Origin of the sequence: Chitinophaga pinensis DSM 2588, assembly GCF_000024005.1 — a bacterium.
Taxonomy (GTDB): Bacteria; Bacteroidota; Bacteroidia; order Chitinophagales; family Chitinophagaceae; genus Chitinophaga; species Chitinophaga pinensis.
Window position 1 is genome coordinate 7,281,892 of the sequence record NC_013132.1, and the last position, 16,287, is coordinate 7,298,178.

The window sequence follows — 16,287 nt, forward strand, 5'->3', positions numbered from 1 at the left end:
GCTACGCTTTACGTTTTCGATTCCAAGATAGCTATAAATCTTTGTCAGCTACTCAAAATTGTCACTACTAATTTAACTGTAGCAGCACAATAAAAAAGGACCGGGTCATTCAGTGATGTTTGCATCAATTAACCAACCCGTTTTTTGCGACATATTGAGTTTTGAATATTAATACAAGACCGCAAGAAACGGATTTTCTACGACTACAGTTCTGACTACTTTTGATTCATCAAACGAAAAAAACAAACAATCTAAAAATTCAAAAAATGGAAAATCAAAAGACAAAGGAAGAACTGAACAAAGAAGTTGTAGTTCGTTGGTTTACGCACTTCTGGGGAGAAACCGTTGACCTTTCAATCATAGATGAAATTGCCGCACCGAACATGCTGTTGAAATACTCCTTGCATGAACCACGTAAAGGTGGTGAAGACATTAAAGCTTTCATGACCGATTTCCGCGCTGCATTCCCAGATCTGAACTTTTGGGGCACAGCAGATCTGATTGCTGAAGGCGACTATGTTGTTGGACAATGGGAAGGTGGTGGAACACATACAGGTATTGCTTTCGGCGATTTCCTTGCCGGCTCTTTGCCTGAAGCCACCGGAAGAAAAATGCACTTCACGGGTACAACTGTGCTGAAAGTAATCGACGGAAAAATAGTGGAAGAAATTGGACTTGATGACGGTGTTACAGCTTTAACTCAACTGGGCTTGATAAAGACTGTTTAAGAAAATTCCATGTAAAAAAAGGTCAGGGTTAACCTGACCTTTTTTATGCATAAAGTATTAAAAGTTAGTAGTGCGACAAAGCGTATAGCTTACTAACACTATAAAAACGGAATGATATGATTAACCATAAAGATATGGGGAGTAATTCCGAAGAAAGGAGAAAAGTTATCATTCCTTTAATACGTAAAGGTTACATAACGCTCGCTGGTTATAAGAAAGGAAAAATCTACGGATTGCTTACCTGTTCTTCAGGCAAAAGAATGGAAGTTGAAAATCGTGTCTTCTTTAAAAATGAAGCTGAAGCCACTACAAATGGATACAGACCCTGCGGTCACTGTATGAAAGACAAATATGAACACTGGAAAAGAGAACATACAAGTAAGATTACACGATGACATGGGATAAGAAGACAGTAACGCAAGGATAACATTAACATCAGAACTTTAAATTCCTATGGCATATATTGTTTGAGGTCAAAATAATACAATAAATTCGACACTATGAAACGAGCCCTGAAAAGCGACAAGCTGAAAATCGTTGACCTCCTTGCCCATTCATTCAACGAAAACCAAAGCGGCAATTACATTGTCCAACAAGATCATCAAAGAAAAAATAGAGTCCGTGCACTAATGGCTTACTCTTTGAGATATGTATGATATTTGGAGAGGTATTTCTTTAGGGAGTATCCAGCCTAAAGTGCCAATGACGTATCTGTGGTTCATTGGCGTTGAACCTGACGAGCAAAATAAAGGGATTGGCGGTAAACTATTACTGGAGCTTATTGAATACAGCATGAAGCATAACCGGCCGGTTTATTCAGAAACATCGACGACAAAGAATTTACCATGGTATGAGAAATTCGGGTTTAATGTTTACAACGAGCAGGATTTATCGTATCATCTATACTTTCTAAAAAGGGATATAAAATAGCATGGCAATGTTGGGACCTGGAAAGAGGATGCCAGAGAACGTTTTGCAAATAGAAGATCAGCGAAGCTACATTCGAATTATAGAGGCATTTAACGGTATTAAAAAAACACCGCAGGACATCCTGCGGTGTTTAACTATTGCGCTCTTTTATGATTTGTAATAGTTCCTTCTGGCGTCCAGCACTGCCTGGTCACGTTCCTGTTTAAAGGTCCGGATCTGTGCGCGACGTTCCTTACCTGTCAGACTTTTATCCAGCTTAACAGACTCGATCTTGTCCGCATAATCATTCCTGATATCTGCGACCTGCATATCAAGTTTAGTTGGCTGATATGGTGCGGCTGCATACGGATAACCATAAGGAGCTCCGTAATAGAAACCAAATGGTGAGAAATAAGGATTATAAAACCCGCCTCCTACAACAACTGTAGTCCTGGGATAAAATCCCCCTCTGAATCCACCTCCATGCATTGGAGGCATTGCTGAAGCTACTTGCACCATGGCTGTCAGAACTAATACTATTATTACCTTTTTCATGATTGCTGGTTTTTATGATTATTTGACAGCGTTTATGCAAAAAGATTTAATCCGTTTTACAGGTTTAGCATAGCGTTAACAGTCCCGCTTATCTGTACAACTTTTGTATATTTATCGCATTGATTATCTATATGAACAATCCCCTTACCTTACTGGTACCCGAAAAGACAGATGTGGAATTTGACCAGGTACTTGCCACCTGGCAGAAAAGAGGTGGCTCCGTCAGACGCCTGGGAAAATACTGGATCAAAGACGAAATACTGGCACAACAACCGATTGCTATTTACGGCAACCAGACCTTTGCCCTGGTATTAGCGCAGATATATAATGTACAACTGCTCTCTGGACGATACGCTGATTGCCAGACTGGAACCCAATTGGGTTAAAAGGGGTATCCGGGCAATACAGATAAAGGACATCCAGCCGACCAACTTCCCCGCGTTTATCAAACCCGTTATTCCGAAACTATTCCTGGCCGGCATCTTCCATAAACCGGAAGACTTTAACGCCGTTACCCAGGGTTTACAGGATACGGAAGCAATCCTGGTAGCTGATATCATAAGAGATATACAGGCGGAAGCAAGAGGCTATATCAGCAATGGCGACATCGCGGACATCGCCCTGTATGAGGGAACGGCAGATCTGGTGAGCGGACGGCTCTTTCTGGCCGATTTTATCGCTAAATACCAGGCAGCACTACCCGCTGTAGTAGTAGTGGATATTGCCTTTAGTGAACAGCTCGGCTGGTTTATTCTGGAGTTTAATGCCTGCTGGGGTGCCGGACTCAATAACTGTGAGGCGGATAAAGTGATAGATTGTATTATAGGCGCCACCATCAATAACTAATGCAGATCACGCATACCGGGAGGCCCAGAAATTATATTCCGGGCCTTCCCTTATATAACTATTTCAAAACCTTGCACGTATACCTTTACTCTGCTGTTGTGGGGTCGATAATGGTGGTTATCTCATTGACGACATTAGCAGGAAAGCCTCCCTTTTGTGCGTGCTCTCTGATCATCTCTGCGTTCGGGGCTATATAAACACAGTATATCTTATCGCCCGTAACGTAGCTATGCACCCATTGAATCTGCGGACCCATATTACTCAACACGCCACAGGATGCCTGTGATATACCCTTCAGTTCATCAGTGGTCAACCGGCCGGCTCCCGGTAACTCACGTTCTATTACGTATTTCGGCATAGTTGTAGATTTAATTTGTGTAACTATCAGATTGATAACAATCCAGGATAATTTTAGTTCTGTTCCAGTAAAACAAAAACCCTTCAGCAGACATCTGCTGAAGGGTTCTGGTCTTTGATCAGGCAATATTATTAAGGACGGCCTTTCGGTTTCGGAATAGCCTTGTATTTGCCATTCTTATCCATCGGATCAGCAATAAATGTCCCGTTTACCTTTTTATCAATCTTCTCTGTATACTCGGCATCATATACGATCTTTCCTTTATTGATCTCATAGAATTTAGCCGGAACATAGTATACAGAATCCGCAGAAGGATACGCTTCGCTCACTTCACTACCACCAAACTCCAGCAGACCGTCATGATCCCAGTCTTTGATATCCGAGCTGACAGTCGTCATCACCGAATCAGCCACAGAATTGTTAATACTGAATATGTACAATCTGTTCTTCTTCGGAGCAGCTGATTTCACATCCAGGAAAAGGAATACGTTGCCTTTATCCTCCTCCAGACGATTGCGTTTGCTCGCATAGTTGATACTATCTTCCGCAAAATGAAATGTCTTATTGCCATTCACGATAATGGTACCTTTGTATACCGAAATCTGCTGTTGTTTGCTACTGGTAAAGTTTAATCCTGTCTTTGGTTTCTGCGCCAATGCCGGAAGACTGATCATCAGCAGAAAACAATATCTGAGTCTGAAACGCATAATGATATTTTTAAATTCAAGGCTGAACTTAAACAAATTTTGCGGATTTAGCACATGAACATTATTTAATCTCCCACCACCAAGCGGGCTTTGCAAATATTTTTCCTTGTCCCGCGTAAACTCAGTAGCTTCACAATCAATTAGTTCTCAATATATCTGCGTCGGAAAATACGATTATTGATCGGCTATAATACTACGACTCCAATTTTATCGGTCAGCCTTCAGGACACATCACATTTACACCAGAACAAACCTGTCACTTTTTAAATACCACAACATGAAATCGTTCCTTTTTCTGCTCTGCAGCATTTTATTTGCTGTCGCCTGTCACAACAATGCTGACAAATCTGAAAGCAGTCATGGTGATAACAGCACACCCACGCTTTCAGCTACTGAAGAAGCACCAGATTATCCCTTTCAGTTAAAAGAAGCATACAAAGACTGGCAACCAGGTAATAAGAAAAATGCATGGATTGTGATGAAAATGCTGAAAGCCTGGGAAACAAAAAATGTGTCAGAATGCGCGTCTTATTTCGGAGATAGCGTCAGACTGGGACTGGACTATTTCGAAAAGGTTGTTAAACATGATAGCCTTCCTGCCATGCTGGAAGAATCTTTAGCCGACTTCGCAAGTGTAAAGATTGAGATGGATGACTGGGAATCCGTTATCTCAAAAAACCAGAAAGAAGAATGGGTTACGCTATGGTATAAACAAAGCTGGGTAGATAAAAAAGGAAAAGCAGATTCGCTCGCCATCACAGACGATGCAAAAATAGTGAACGGAAAAATAGTACTGTTTGACGAAAAAATCAGACATTTCCCCACTGCTAAAAAGTAACAATAGCGCATTACATAAAGAACAGTATCATGAAAAAATTGTTATTGATAATCCCTTTATTCATCGCACAATCCTTGTACAGTCAGCAAAGCGGTAAACTCTCTCCTGTTGCTAGCCTGCTATTCAAAGCCATTAAAACAACACTCACGGTGAACGAGCAGAACCAGATTGCTGCCAAACTGGGATTTCTTCCCTCCGGCGATAAAACGCAACCTTTTATCCAGGATAAGGATAGTAAAGATTTTCCTTTTGCGGCCAGCGTATATGCCACAGATATGAATAAAGATGGTACTGATGAGATCTTCGTTGTATTCGGTAATACTTTCACTTCGGGTAATGCCGGTTCCAGCGTTGTGCTCTTTATCAAAAATACAACGGGTGCGTATGTAGAAAATCTGGGATTCCCGGGTATGGCACCTGATGTACTATCGACTAGCAGTCAGGGATATCCGGACCTGCTGATCGGTGGACCAGGCATGGAGTTTCCCGTCTGGAGATGGAACGGAAAGACCTACAAATTCTACAAAAGTGTAAAAGATGCGGACTACGAAAAACTGAAGAAAGTCAGTCTTGAAAACATCCGCAAACAATAATTTCACAGCGTTAGAAAATGGTAAGATGCGCAATATTTGCTAATTTGATGTCATGCAGCACTTTTATAAGTACATGAATACGCCTGTTGGCAGGTTGACGCTGATCGGCAGTGACGAAGGACTGGCGGCTATTCTATGGGAGAATGATAATCCCGGCAGAGTACGTCCGAAAGCAGATGTAAGAAATGATCAGCATCCGGTACTGATCGAAACAGAACGTCAGTTACAGGAATACTTTAATGGCGAGCGGAATGAGTTTGATATAACGCTTGCGGCGATCGGCACTGACTTTCAGAAAAAGGTATGGAATGCCTTATCGACGATTCCTTATGGTCAGACACGCAGCTATACACAGATCGCACATCAGATAGGTAAACCCCAAGCAGTACGTGCAGTAGGCGCTGCCAATGGCAGAAATCCTATTTCGATTATTGTGCCCTGTCACCGGGTAATCGGTGCATCCGGATCGCTGACCGGCTTCGCCGGAGGACTTCCTGCAAAAGCATCACTATTGTCGTTGGAAGATACGAACGGAGGCGCGTCACAGCTTTCCCTTCAATTATAATAACAACTTACCTTAAATTAAAATGTCCTGAAAACGCTTGTCTAAAGCTGTCTTCAGGACATTTTCTCTTTTAGTATAACAAGTAGTACTACATCTTCATACCACCTTCAATCACACCTATCAGTTTCTTTGTTACCAGTTTGTCTCCGTCAAAGAAAGATACAGTAGCAGTATCTTTAATCATAAACTGAGAACCCTTCCAGTAAGCAACATCTCCTTTAAAATTATCCAATTTCAATAACTGTCCGGTAGCATTATTCTGCACCTGGATATATGCGAGTGAAGTAACTTCTTCTTTTGAAAGATTTATGTAAAACGTGTAATAGTAACTAGCATCTTTCTGGAATCCTATCTCAGTAAAAGTTGCTTTAGCAATCTTTGCATCTGCACCTTTTCCGAAGATAGAAGAAACAGCAACAACAACGACAAAAAATAACAGATAGAGTACTCTCTTGTTCATAGGCCTTGGCTTTATTGATAAAACGAATCTTGTTCCTTCAACAATTTAACAATTTATTATATATAAATAAAGTTTTTATTGTCTATGGGGATAAAAAAAATCTCCCCCCAACCCTATATTCACTTAAAATAGTCTTATATGCTATGATTATCAATACTTTTTTACTTTGAGCCAGCGGAAATGCCCATTGGATATTTTTTCCTGGTTTCTCCCGGACTCCCCTCTTTTAACCGTCAGACACAAAAGCAGTTATGTTTTTATGACCCACCAAATTTCCCTTGTCCCATATACCGGTACCCACCCTACGAAAAAGAAATACTTTAAAAATTTCTTTAACACTTGTACGCATATCACGTATTAATTCTTGTCATATATGAAACGAATAATTCAATTGATAATGCGCATTTGTCTTTTTGATTATCTACAACATTTCATATAGCATTATAAAGGTTATAACAGATGAACAGAATTTTGATGTTTCTCGTGGCTTGTCTGATATCTATGCCAATGTTCGCTCAAACGACATTCTACATCAGAGGTCAACTCGGGAAACTTCCAGCTCCGGCAAAGGTTTATATAGGATTTTCAATAGACGGTGATATTGTATATGATTCTGCAGATATAGTGAACGGTACTTTTAAACTTGTACAAGAAACACCTTACCCTGTGAATGCGCTGCTGATGGTAAGTAAGAACGGTGAGCCAGTAAATTTTTTCAGTAATAAAAACGTTGCGCACATATATGTCGAACCCGGCGCCAGCATGTGGCTGACCTCCGATGAAGACATTGCAAATTTTGAGGCAAACGGATGTAAATCACAGGATGATTATGCCGGTTATCAGAAACACATGGCTGACATCAATGCAAAGATCGATGCTTTGACAACTGAATCATCCAATACCATGTTTTCAGACGTAAGTGCCGCTGGCCTTGCTGCGAAAAGAAACTACATGGAACGTTTCCGCGCTGCAATGGAAGAGAGAAAAAAACAGATGAAAGAGTTCATCCAGCAGAATCCGGAAATGTACATCTCTATCGATATTCTGGAAGAATATGCAGGTGCTTTTATCGACTATCAGGATGTAGAACCACTCTATAAAGTATTAAGCGATAAAACGAAAAAGACGATCAGAGGAAAGGAATTCCTGAAGAAATTAACGGATTCCAAACAGGCAGCTGTAGGAAGTGATGCACCTGATTTCTCACAGAAAGACCAGGACGGTAATAAGATCTCTTTGTCTTCTTTCAAAGGAAAAACAGTATTACTGAACTTCTGGGGTAGCTGGAACTCCGCTTCCAGGATTGAGAACCAGGAACTGAAACAGATCGTTAAAACACTGGACAGTAAAAAACTGGTAGTGATCAACGTTGGTCTTGAAGCACGCAGAGACTACTGGAATAAAGCAATCACTGAAGATAAGCTCACCGGCTACAACGTTTCTGATATGAAATACATGAAGAATGAAATTGCGCAGTTGTATAAGGTTTCAGCCGTACCACAGAACGTGCTGATCGATGAATCCGGAAAGATCATCGCAAGAAATCTTAAAGGGAATCAGCTGGAAGAAAAGCTGAAAAGTTTATTAGGGAAATAATGATTGATGTATACAACAGTGGACGTTAATAAACGGAAACGCTGCTTTAATTTTGCGACTGTAAAAAAAGGGCCTCAGTATAAACTGAGGCCTTTGTTATTTATCCTTCCACCATTGCCGGAATACTTTCTCTTTATCATCCAGATAAACAACTTCACCTATCTCCGGCGTCACTAAAGGAATACCGACTTTCTGATCCAGACGGGTAATCTCTTTTAAAGGTTCATCCCATCTGTGTCTGGCCAACACAAATTTAGAAGAGTGCACCGGCAATAATCTGGCGGCGCCAAGGTCCTGTGCAGCTTGCAATACCTCTCCTGGTAAACAATGCACATAATGCCAGGCACTATCATACTGTCCGTTTTCGATGATAGCCAGGTCCATCGGACCATACGCCTTTCCTATCTCTTTAAAATGCCTGCCATACCCACTGTCTCCGCTGACATATATCTTCCGCTGTGCCGTCTGTATCACAAACGACATCCACAAAGTATTGTTCTGACTGAATCCTCTGCCGGATTGATGCCTTGCAGGTGTAGCCGTTATCTTCACACTGCCGTCAGCCGCCTGCGGAGCTGATTCATACCATGCCAGTTCGATGACCTTATCTGCCGGATAACCCCAACGCTCAAAATGTGCGCCTACTCCAAGACCACAGATCACCTGCTTCGTTTTATCCTTCAATGCAAGTATTGTTTCATAATCCAGGTGATCGTAGTGGTCGTGTGATATTAACAGATAATCTATTTCAGGAAAATCAGCAGCCGAGTAAATATCCGTACCACTAAAAGGCTTCACGGTACCCGGTACCGGTGAAGCGTGCTGACTGAATATAGGATCAATCAGGATACGCTTTCCTTCCAGCTGTATATAACACGACGAGTGTCCGAACCAGATGACGGCATCCGTATCCTTCGGCAATTGTTGCAGATCCGTTTTGATGGCAGGAATGTCCTTTTCGGGATAACGACCAGGATATGTTGCAAATAATGCCTTCCTCATTTCGCCGGAAAAACTGTACCCCGGTGCAAAAGTGGGCGTTGCTTCCAGGTTTTCAAAATGACCGTTCCGGTAATTGGCAGCGCGTTCAATACGGGTGAGCCGTTGTCCTTCCGGCGCTTTCCCGAATTGTGGTAAACGCATGTATATCAGCGTAACGATGCTCAACAAGGCAATCAATAATAACAGCACAATAGCACTGATCTTTATAAGTTTCCTAAGTCTTTTCATGCGGTTCTTTTATGCTACTGCCAGGCGTTTGATGTCACTTATTTCCAGCGTACGTACTGCAGATCCTTTCAGTGTAGCATTGATCATGGATAGTCCTACTTCCCGGAGGGTACAGGATTGAGAAGGGAACAATAAAGGGAATATCGGTACGATAATCTTATAAAAGGTCTTTACGTTCTGCTGTCCCTTCGTCGGCTTCATAAACCCGGGACGGAAATTGTATTGCGCCTTAAATGGCATCTTTCCCAAAGCATTCTCTGCTTTCCCCTTCACACGCGCCCACATGAGCTTTCCCTTTTCAGACGCATCCGTATGACTACCAGATACAAAATTGAACACCATATCAGGATTCAATGACAGCATGACCTTTGCAAAATTAATGGTCAGATCATAGGTGATATGGGTGTATACTTCTTCTGTCAGACCTACCGAACTGATACCCGCACAGTAAAAACAGGCATCATATCCGATGAGCTGGGGTTTTACTGCACTCAGATCCATAAAATCAGTCACAATACACTCCCTGAGCTTGTGGTGTTGTATGCCCGAAGGCTTTCGATTCACCATTAATACTGCACTGACATTATTATTGCGGAGACATTCCAGCAAAACGCCCTCTCCCACAAAACCAGTCGCACCTGTGATGATAACTTTCATATTGTATCGAATTTTATAAAATGCTTTCTTTACCAGGGACGTTCTAACGCCTTGAATATTTTATATCTCCACAAAAAATTGTGAAATAAGGGGATATGCGTACAGAATTCCAGCCTGGTCTTCCAGACATATACAAAATTCGTTGTAAAAAAGACATTTTACTTTGCTGAAACGTTCTTTTTTACTTTGTTAAAATGTCCATTTTTAGTGAAAGGATTGTCTGAATGCAATCGGGGAAACCTGGGTTTTTCGTCGAAAAAGCCGGTTAAAAGACTGAGGATGCTCAAATCCGAGCTGATAGGCAATTTCTGCTACGGAACGATCACTTGTACTCAATATATCCTTCGCCTTTTCTATCAATCTGTCCTGAATATGCTGCTGGGTATTCTGCCCCGTCAGGGATTTCAGCATATCGGTCAGAAAACGGGGAGAAACAGCAAGGTGATCTGCCACCTCCTGAACCGTAGGCAATCCGCTCAATAAAGACTTTTCTGCATCAAAACGCTCCGATAAATAGGCATTCATACGATCGACCAGATCATTGTACTTTGCCTTCCTGGTCAGGAACTGCCTGTTATAAAAACGGTTACTGTAGTTAAGTAATAACTCAATATGTGATACCATCACATCCTGACTGAACTGATCTATGTTGTTCTGCAATTCTTCCTGCATAACTGCGAATAGTCCGTCTATGATCCTCTTTTCCTTTGCGGAAAGGAACAGAGCCTCCGCCACCGCATAGGAAAAGAAGCCATAACGGCTGATCGTTCTTCCGAGTTGATAATTCCTGATAAGATCGGGATGAAAAAAGAAGGTGTATCCTTCATATTCCTGCGGGTCATTCATCGCCATCGTCCGCTGATGAGGCGCTATAAAGGCAAGTCCTCCTTCCTCAAAGTCATAGTATCCCTGTCCATATTTCACCTGACCTTTAAAATCAATCTTAAAAGAGACTTTATAGAAAGTGAGGATAAACGTATCTCCCGAATCTTCCGCAGGAACACGGAGATTCCCTGACGGCACCAGCACCACCAATGGATGCATGGGAGCCGGTAGCCCCAGATAGCGCATTAAAGCGGAAATACTATCAAATTGATGGATAGATGGAGCGGATGCCTTCATAGCGTCTGGTTTGAATAAGAAAAGACTATGCCTGTGCAGTGGGGCGAATAACGAGTTCATTCACATCGACTGCTGCCGGCTGTTCAATAGCATACAAAATACCTGCCGCGATGGCTCCCGGAGCAATGGCCATCTTTTCCATACCTGCAGCAGTCTGTGCTCTCAGCTCCTGGTTGGACATACCGTTACCTAACTCAGTCTGGGTATATCCGGGTGAAATCACCGTAACTCTAAGATCAGGGCCTGCCTCCTGCCGCAGTCCTTCTGAAATAAACCTGACCGCCGATTTAGTAGCCGCATATACGCCCATGTTTGGTATGATCTTCAGTCCTGCTGTAGAAGCGACATTGATAAAATGCCCGCTTTTCTGTTGACGAAAAACCGGCAGTCCCGCCGCTATTCCATGTAATACACCCCGGATGTTCACATCAATCATTTCATCCCATTCATCCACTGTGACATGATCCATAGGTGATAAGGAAGCGATACCGGCATTATTTATCAGTACGTCCAGTCGGCCGAAATGTGCAAGTGCCAGACTGACCAGGGCTGTGAGGTCAGCTCGTTTCTTTACATCCGTCACGGCATAGATCACGGCTCCGCCTGCTGCTATAATACGTGCCGCCAATGCCTGTAATCTATCTTCCCTTCTGGCGCCAAGTACCACCTTTGCTCCTTTCTCTGCCAGCAATAAGGCAGTTGCCTCACCAATGCCACTACTCGCACCTGTTATTAACACTACTTTTCCTGTTACATTGTTTTCCATGATATTGAATTTCATTTTCTGATACAAAATTCAACATGGATGCACAGAAAACTGTAACCTAAACGGTATATGTTGTAACCCAATTCACGGAACCGGTTTTAACAGTGATCCGGCAGAGGGATATTATTGACAGATAAAAGACTGTCCAGGCGGATCACCAATCCGTTATCCATCCGCATATATTCCACCTTATTCAGCGCATACACATCTTCTATACGGGCTGTTACATCCTGCTCTTTTCCCTCTTCATCCCTGAAAATAATCTGGCAGATAGTACGCATCGTAGCCCATGCTTCCAGACGGTCATAATAATTACAGTCAATAGGCTGATAAGGATTGTTTGCTGTGTCCATACAAGACTGTTTTTAAAGTTAGCTTTATATATAAATTTCCGACCATTTAAGACAGCGTTCAGACCGCTCATAAAGCCTTAACAATGCTTAACAGTACGGCCTCTGCTCTTGTACAACAAGTTTACTATTTTACGGCAACAATACAAAGGCTATACTATGAAGACATTGTTTCTGTTTATCTGCCTGCTGGCGTCCGGCTCCCTCATGCCCCTGAGCGCTCACCAGGCAACTATTGCTGCTGATACAACAACATCCGGTATGAAAGCGGCCTCACCGGCCGCTACTAATCTTACCATGTTCGGACGTGGTATCTATCCGGGTGATGATACCACTTACACACAACTAAAAAGTTCCGGATTTACAACCGTGATTCTCTCCAGTTTCTACATTCATTCCAACGGCGATGTGTACTCAGGTGATGATCACACCAATCCGATTATTCACGATGGCAAATTCGTTGGTAGTAAAGAATGGTTAAAAAGAGTGGCATCCCTTAAACAGGGAACATCTACCGTAACACGTACAGAGATCCTGCTGGAGGGAAGATGGTTTAATCAGCCTCCTAATACCTATGACTACATCCAGGACTGGTACGATGCCGCTAAAAAGGTACCTGGTATCGTAACAGGTATAGGTGTGAACAGTACACTTTACACCATCTGTAAGATATTCAAAGAAGACATCGGCGTAGACGCCGTATGTATAGACGATGAATCCGTTTACAACAGTGAATCCATTGCACAGTTAGGCGAAATGGTCGGTCAACTCGGTATCCACATGACGTTGTGTCCTTTCCGTAAAACCGAATACTGGAAAGATGTTATCTGCCGTTCCAAACCAGGGTTGATAGATGCGGTGTATTTACAGTGTTATGATGGTGGTAGAAATAATGTGCCGGGCGACTGGAAAACGAAACTGAACACAGAATTACCGGTATACCCGATCTTTCTGTGCAGAGGCGCATTCAGTAACTGCGGTCCTGTACACAACAGTAAATCACCTGCTGATATTAAGACAGAAATGATCCGTTTCAGGAAAGATTATCCGGGTATGAGTGGCGGCGCCATCTGGCAACTGGCGGATGTAAAGAGTTATATCAAGAGTAATTGTGCGGTTCAGGCGCCGGAATCAGGTACTGCTGCGACAGTCGCTCAGTATATTACCGATCTGAAAAATAGTTTACAGGAAGGACTGGAAAATCAGTAACTTACTAAGTAGTATCTTCTTTCTCTAATACAGTTCAGATATAGTCATATAATAGTTACCCTTCGCTAGTGCTGCCTTTTTTACGCAGCATTAGCGAAGGATAACTATTATATGACTATAGACTAACCATTAGCTATGGTAATAATAACTTAGTCTTTATAGTATCATTGTAAGAAGCCGCTGTCTTCACCTTTGAGCCTTTCCTGTCATTCATCAGCAGCATAAAAGTGCCCTTAAAATATTTCTGTATCTCCCGTATTTTAAGTTTATTAACTATATAACTACGATGCACCCGTACAAACGTCTCCGGCAACCTTCCTTCAAGATAACTCAGTGAATAATCAATCAGTTGTTCCTCGCCTTCAGTATGTACAACAACATACTTTTCTCTCGCTTCCAGTAATACAACATCCTGTACATGCACCAGAAAAATCTTATCACCACTTCTTACAGGTATCGTGCTGATACGTGGTTCTGATTGTTGTTCTCCAAGCAGCATTTTTATCCTGGACAATAATTCCGTTTCCTGCTTGGGCCGCTGACGGATCCTGTTAATCGTCATTTCCAGTCGTTCTTCTTCAACAGGCTTCAACAGATAATCCAGGGAGTTTTTTTCGAAGGCCCGTATAGCATATTCTTCATAAGCCGTCACAAAAACAATCATGGGCATATAAGTCAGCCGGTCCAGGACTTCGAAACCATTAAACCCAGGCATACGAATATCCAGGAATACCAGCTCCGGGCGTAGCCTGTTAATCAGTTCTACAGCAGCAGCACCATCCATGGCTTCTCCGACGATCTTTATCTGGGGATAAACCTGAAGTGCTTTTTTCAAACGGTGAATGGCGATGACTTCATCATCCACGAGCAACGTTGTCACTATTTCCTGGAATAATGATCCTGACATATTTTTCTGGTGTATTGTTAAGTTCTATCGTATAGTTATCTCCGTACAACAGCTTCAGTTTATTCATAACCATCTGCAATCCCATGCCGGTTCCCGGGATATCCGGAAATGCCGGTCCTGAGTCAGCAATACATATAACCAGGTGTGTATCTTTCAGCGATAACTGTACATCAATATTGCCATCTGCTGCCATCGTTTCTATCCCATGTTTCACTGCGTTCTCTACCAATGGTTGCAGTATAAAGGAAGGCATCTGCATATGTAGCGTATCCGGAGCCGCATGAATAGTATAACGCATCCTGTTACCATACCGGATCTGCTGCATATGCAGATAGGTGCTGATGATATCCAGTTCATCTTTTACCGGGTGACAGGTAACACTATCCTTATTCAAAGTGAAGCGGAAAAACTTCGACAGCAGTAATACCAGTTCTTCTGCTTTCGCAGGATCCTGAGAGATAAGTCCGGCGATCGTATTGTGCATATTATACAGAAAATGCGGATTGATCTTCGCACGCAGCAATTCCAGTTCGAAAGCAGTCTGTTGTTGCTCCAGTTGCAACAAACGATATTGCTGCTGCAGCATCCGGGCATTCGCCATACTCTTCCATTCTTCACTGATATAGATAGGAATAGCAATAACCATTACCACCAGTATATTCAGAATATAGATACTGCCTGCACTGAAGGGTACAAACGCTTCTCCCATGATGCCTGCCCGCATGATCAATGTCAGCTCTGTTCCGGTCAATGCGACCAGTATCAGCAGTAATATCATCACAATCACTTTAAGGGCGGCATTTGTAAAACGGTTGATAAAATACCCTCTGTAATAGATCAGCAACATCATCAGTGAACCGATATTGACGCTGGACAGAACATTTACAGCAATGCGTATAAAGCGGTGATCATACGTAAAGTACAGATAAGTGCCAAAGGTGGCGCCAATCAGGATACACAGTAATAAAGTCTTTATAGCCGGATGCATATTAATTGATCTGAAGTGCAGTTTTTTGCTGAAAAGACAGCCGCCTGGTGGCTAACAGGATAAAGATAATAATTGTAGCAATGAAACCAACCATGGAAGGCAGGAATTGACTGTAAGGCTTATACTGTGGCAATACAGTACCTGTAAAAGCAGAGAACAAGGCACTTAATGCGCCAAACATCTTATAAACATGCTCATACATTACCATACGCCGCCGCATACCGGCTGTCAGCAGGCCCCTGCAAAGATCATAAACGCATACGATAAACAACGCCCCCAAGGTTGAATAAATGATCACCGGCGCCCAGTATAAACCGGCGTGTTGTACATAATACAGGTAATACGCTCCGGAAGACAATGCGATCAAAGGAACGATATAATCCAGCATTACCGGCGCCTGTCCCAAACGCCTGATCGCCCTGATACCGCTAAAACAATTATAACCGCTCAGCAACGTGATCACCAGCAAAAAGTGATTGCGGTTAAACATTAATACGCCTGCCAGTCCGGTAGTGATGACTACAATCATCAGATACATGAAAAACCTTCCCAGTTGCCGGTGCCTGCGGCTCCTTTTACTGACAATCACCGCAGCGATCCCCGTGATCAGCGCAAGAATGCCCGCTATTACATGTATCCCGATGTTAAGGTGATGTACTATTTCCATATACAATTGATTTGATAGCAAAGCAACTGCAAGCGAAGACCGATGACAATAAGTTTCCGACGAAACTGGACAGGCGGCGATGAAATGGTTAAATATTTCCCAAAAATGGTATTGCAGACGGGCAATGACTCGCCTGCTGGCTGATTCATATTATATTTAAGCTGTATTGAAGATAATGGGCTGACCGACTATTTTATGACCCAAGGCGCTGGTATACAAACGATACCAGCCAATAA

The 16,287-nt window shown here is 42.5% G+C and carries 22 protein-coding genes; 10 read left to right on the plus strand and 12 right to left on the minus strand.

What is annotated here, in order from left to right; translation table 11 throughout:
* Positions 1-266: 266 nt before the first annotated feature.
* The 3 genes from CPIN_RS28270 (at position 267) to CPIN_RS39700 (ending at position 1,658) form a co-directional block, all read left to right on the plus strand.
* Positions 267-728, plus strand: a complete 462-nt coding sequence (locus CPIN_RS28270) for an ester cyclase (protein ID WP_012793302.1) — start codon at positions 267-269, stop codon at positions 726-728.
* Positions 729-844: 116 nt separating this feature from the next.
* Positions 845-1,123: an Ada metal-binding domain-containing protein gene (locus tag CPIN_RS28275; protein ID WP_012793303.1), complete on the plus strand. Its 279-nt coding sequence runs from the start codon at positions 845-847 to the stop codon at positions 1,121-1,123.
* A 253-nt stretch (positions 1,124-1,376) separates the two neighbouring features.
* Entirely contained in the window at positions 1,377-1,658 is a 282-nt protein-coding gene (locus CPIN_RS39700) for a GNAT family N-acetyltransferase (RefSeq protein WP_052306894.1), read from the plus strand.
* Positions 1,659-1,805: 147 nt separating this feature from the next.
* Here CPIN_RS39700 and CPIN_RS28285 read toward each other — a convergent pair whose 3' ends face one another.
* A complete protein-coding gene (locus CPIN_RS28285) occupies positions 1,806-2,192 on the minus strand; it encodes a hypothetical protein (protein WP_012793307.1) in 387 nt (128 codons plus the stop codon).
* 131 nt (positions 2,193-2,323) lie between these two features.
* Here CPIN_RS28285 and CPIN_RS28290 point away from each other — a divergent pair, with 131 nt between their 5' ends.
* Both CPIN_RS28290 and CPIN_RS37740 read left to right on the plus strand, forming a co-directional pair.
* The gene (locus tag CPIN_RS28290; protein ID WP_044219898.1) at positions 2,324-2,578 is read left to right on the plus strand and encodes a hypothetical protein; all 255 of its coding nucleotides are present in this window, start codon (positions 2,324-2,326) and stop codon (positions 2,576-2,578) included.
* The gene (locus CPIN_RS37740; protein WP_052306895.1) at positions 2,520-3,038 is read left to right on the plus strand and encodes an ATP-grasp domain-containing protein; all 519 of its coding nucleotides are present in this window, start codon (positions 2,520-2,522) and stop codon (positions 3,036-3,038) included. Before CPIN_RS28290 ends, CPIN_RS37740 begins: the two co-directional genes overlap by 59 nt.
* A gap of 85 nt (positions 3,039-3,123) precedes the next feature.
* Here CPIN_RS37740 and CPIN_RS28300 read toward each other — a convergent pair whose 3' ends face one another.
* Both CPIN_RS28300 and CPIN_RS28305 read right to left on the minus strand, forming a co-directional pair.
* Positions 3,124-3,396, minus strand: coding sequence for a DUF4242 domain-containing protein (locus CPIN_RS28300; RefSeq protein ID WP_012793308.1), 273 nt, complete (start codon positions 3,394-3,396; stop codon positions 3,124-3,126).
* A 131-nt stretch (positions 3,397-3,527) separates the two neighbouring features.
* Positions 3,528-4,103, minus strand: coding sequence for a hypothetical protein (locus CPIN_RS28305; protein WP_012793309.1), 576 nt, complete (start codon positions 4,101-4,103; stop codon positions 3,528-3,530).
* A gap of 277 nt (positions 4,104-4,380) precedes the next feature.
* Here CPIN_RS28305 and CPIN_RS28310 point away from each other — a divergent pair, with 277 nt between their 5' ends.
* Genes CPIN_RS28310 through CPIN_RS28320 form a run of 3 tightly spaced genes read left to right on the plus strand, consistent with a single transcriptional unit; the run spans position 4,381 to position 6,099 of the window.
* Positions 4,381-4,941, plus strand: a complete 561-nt coding sequence (locus CPIN_RS28310; RefSeq protein ID WP_012793310.1) for a hypothetical protein — start codon at positions 4,381-4,383, stop codon at positions 4,939-4,941.
* Between the two features lie 29 nt (positions 4,942-4,970).
* Positions 4,971-5,534: a hypothetical protein gene (locus CPIN_RS28315; protein ID WP_012793311.1), complete on the plus strand. Its 564-nt coding sequence runs from the start codon at positions 4,971-4,973 to the stop codon at positions 5,532-5,534.
* A 52-nt stretch (positions 5,535-5,586) separates the two neighbouring features.
* A complete protein-coding gene (locus CPIN_RS28320; protein WP_012793312.1) occupies positions 5,587-6,099 on the plus strand; it encodes a methylated-DNA--[protein]-cysteine S-methyltransferase in 513 nt (170 codons plus the stop codon).
* 88 nt (positions 6,100-6,187) lie between these two features.
* Here the strand turns inward: CPIN_RS28320 and CPIN_RS28325 are convergent, their stop codons facing one another.
* A complete protein-coding gene (locus tag CPIN_RS28325; RefSeq protein WP_012793313.1) occupies positions 6,188-6,559 on the minus strand; it encodes a hypothetical protein in 372 nt (123 codons plus the stop codon).
* A 459-nt stretch (positions 6,560-7,018) separates the two neighbouring features.
* Between CPIN_RS28325 and CPIN_RS37160 the strand changes: the two genes are divergently transcribed.
* Positions 7,019-8,155, plus strand: coding sequence for a TlpA disulfide reductase family protein (locus tag CPIN_RS37160; RefSeq protein ID WP_012793315.1), 1,137 nt, complete (start codon positions 7,019-7,021; stop codon positions 8,153-8,155).
* A gap of 96 nt (positions 8,156-8,251) precedes the next feature.
* Here CPIN_RS37160 and CPIN_RS28335 read toward each other — a convergent pair whose 3' ends face one another.
* The 5 genes from CPIN_RS28335 to CPIN_RS28355 all read right to left on the minus strand — a co-directional run bounded on the left by CPIN_RS28335 (position 8,252) and on the right by CPIN_RS28355 (position 12,283).
* Positions 8,252-9,385 (minus strand): MBL fold metallo-hydrolase, encoded by a 1,134-nt coding sequence (locus CPIN_RS28335; protein ID WP_012793316.1) that lies wholly within the window; start codon positions 9,383-9,385, stop codon positions 8,252-8,254.
* A gap of 9 nt (positions 9,386-9,394) precedes the next feature.
* Positions 9,395-10,042, minus strand: a complete 648-nt coding sequence (locus CPIN_RS28340) for an NAD-dependent epimerase/dehydratase family protein (protein WP_012793317.1) — start codon at positions 10,040-10,042, stop codon at positions 9,395-9,397.
* A gap of 204 nt (positions 10,043-10,246) precedes the next feature.
* Positions 10,247-11,164: a helix-turn-helix domain-containing protein gene (locus CPIN_RS28345; protein ID WP_012793318.1), complete on the minus strand. Its 918-nt coding sequence runs from the start codon at positions 11,162-11,164 to the stop codon at positions 10,247-10,249.
* A gap of 25 nt (positions 11,165-11,189) precedes the next feature.
* Positions 11,190-11,930 carry an SDR family oxidoreductase gene (locus CPIN_RS28350; protein WP_012793319.1) on the minus strand — a complete coding sequence of 247 codons (741 nt, stop codon included), beginning with the start codon at positions 11,928-11,930 and terminating at the stop codon, positions 11,190-11,192.
* A 98-nt stretch (positions 11,931-12,028) separates the two neighbouring features.
* On the minus strand, positions 12,029-12,283 hold the full coding sequence (locus CPIN_RS28355; protein WP_012793320.1) for a hypothetical protein: 255 nt from the start codon (positions 12,281-12,283) through the stop codon (positions 12,029-12,031).
* A gap of 156 nt (positions 12,284-12,439) precedes the next feature.
* Here CPIN_RS28355 and CPIN_RS28360 point away from each other — a divergent pair, with 156 nt between their 5' ends.
* Positions 12,440-13,489: a hypothetical protein gene (locus tag CPIN_RS28360; RefSeq protein WP_012793321.1), complete on the plus strand. Its 1,050-nt coding sequence runs from the start codon at positions 12,440-12,442 to the stop codon at positions 13,487-13,489.
* Between the two features lie 133 nt (positions 13,490-13,622).
* Here the strand turns inward: CPIN_RS28360 and CPIN_RS28365 are convergent, their stop codons facing one another.
* Genes CPIN_RS28365 through CPIN_RS28375 form a run of 3 tightly spaced genes read right to left on the minus strand, consistent with a single transcriptional unit; the run spans position 13,623 to position 16,051 of the window.
* A complete protein-coding gene (locus CPIN_RS28365) occupies positions 13,623-14,396 on the minus strand; it encodes a LytR/AlgR family response regulator transcription factor (protein ID WP_012793322.1) in 774 nt (257 codons plus the stop codon).
* Entirely contained in the window at positions 14,347-15,384 is a 1,038-nt protein-coding gene (locus tag CPIN_RS28370) for a sensor histidine kinase (RefSeq protein WP_012793323.1), read from the minus strand. Before CPIN_RS28370 ends, CPIN_RS28365 begins: the two co-directional genes overlap by 50 nt.
* Before the next feature lies 1 nt (position 15,385).
* The gene (locus CPIN_RS28375; RefSeq protein ID WP_012793324.1) at positions 15,386-16,051 is read right to left on the minus strand and encodes a DUF2306 domain-containing protein; all 666 of its coding nucleotides are present in this window, start codon (positions 16,049-16,051) and stop codon (positions 15,386-15,388) included.
* Positions 16,052-16,287: the final 236 nt, after the last annotated feature.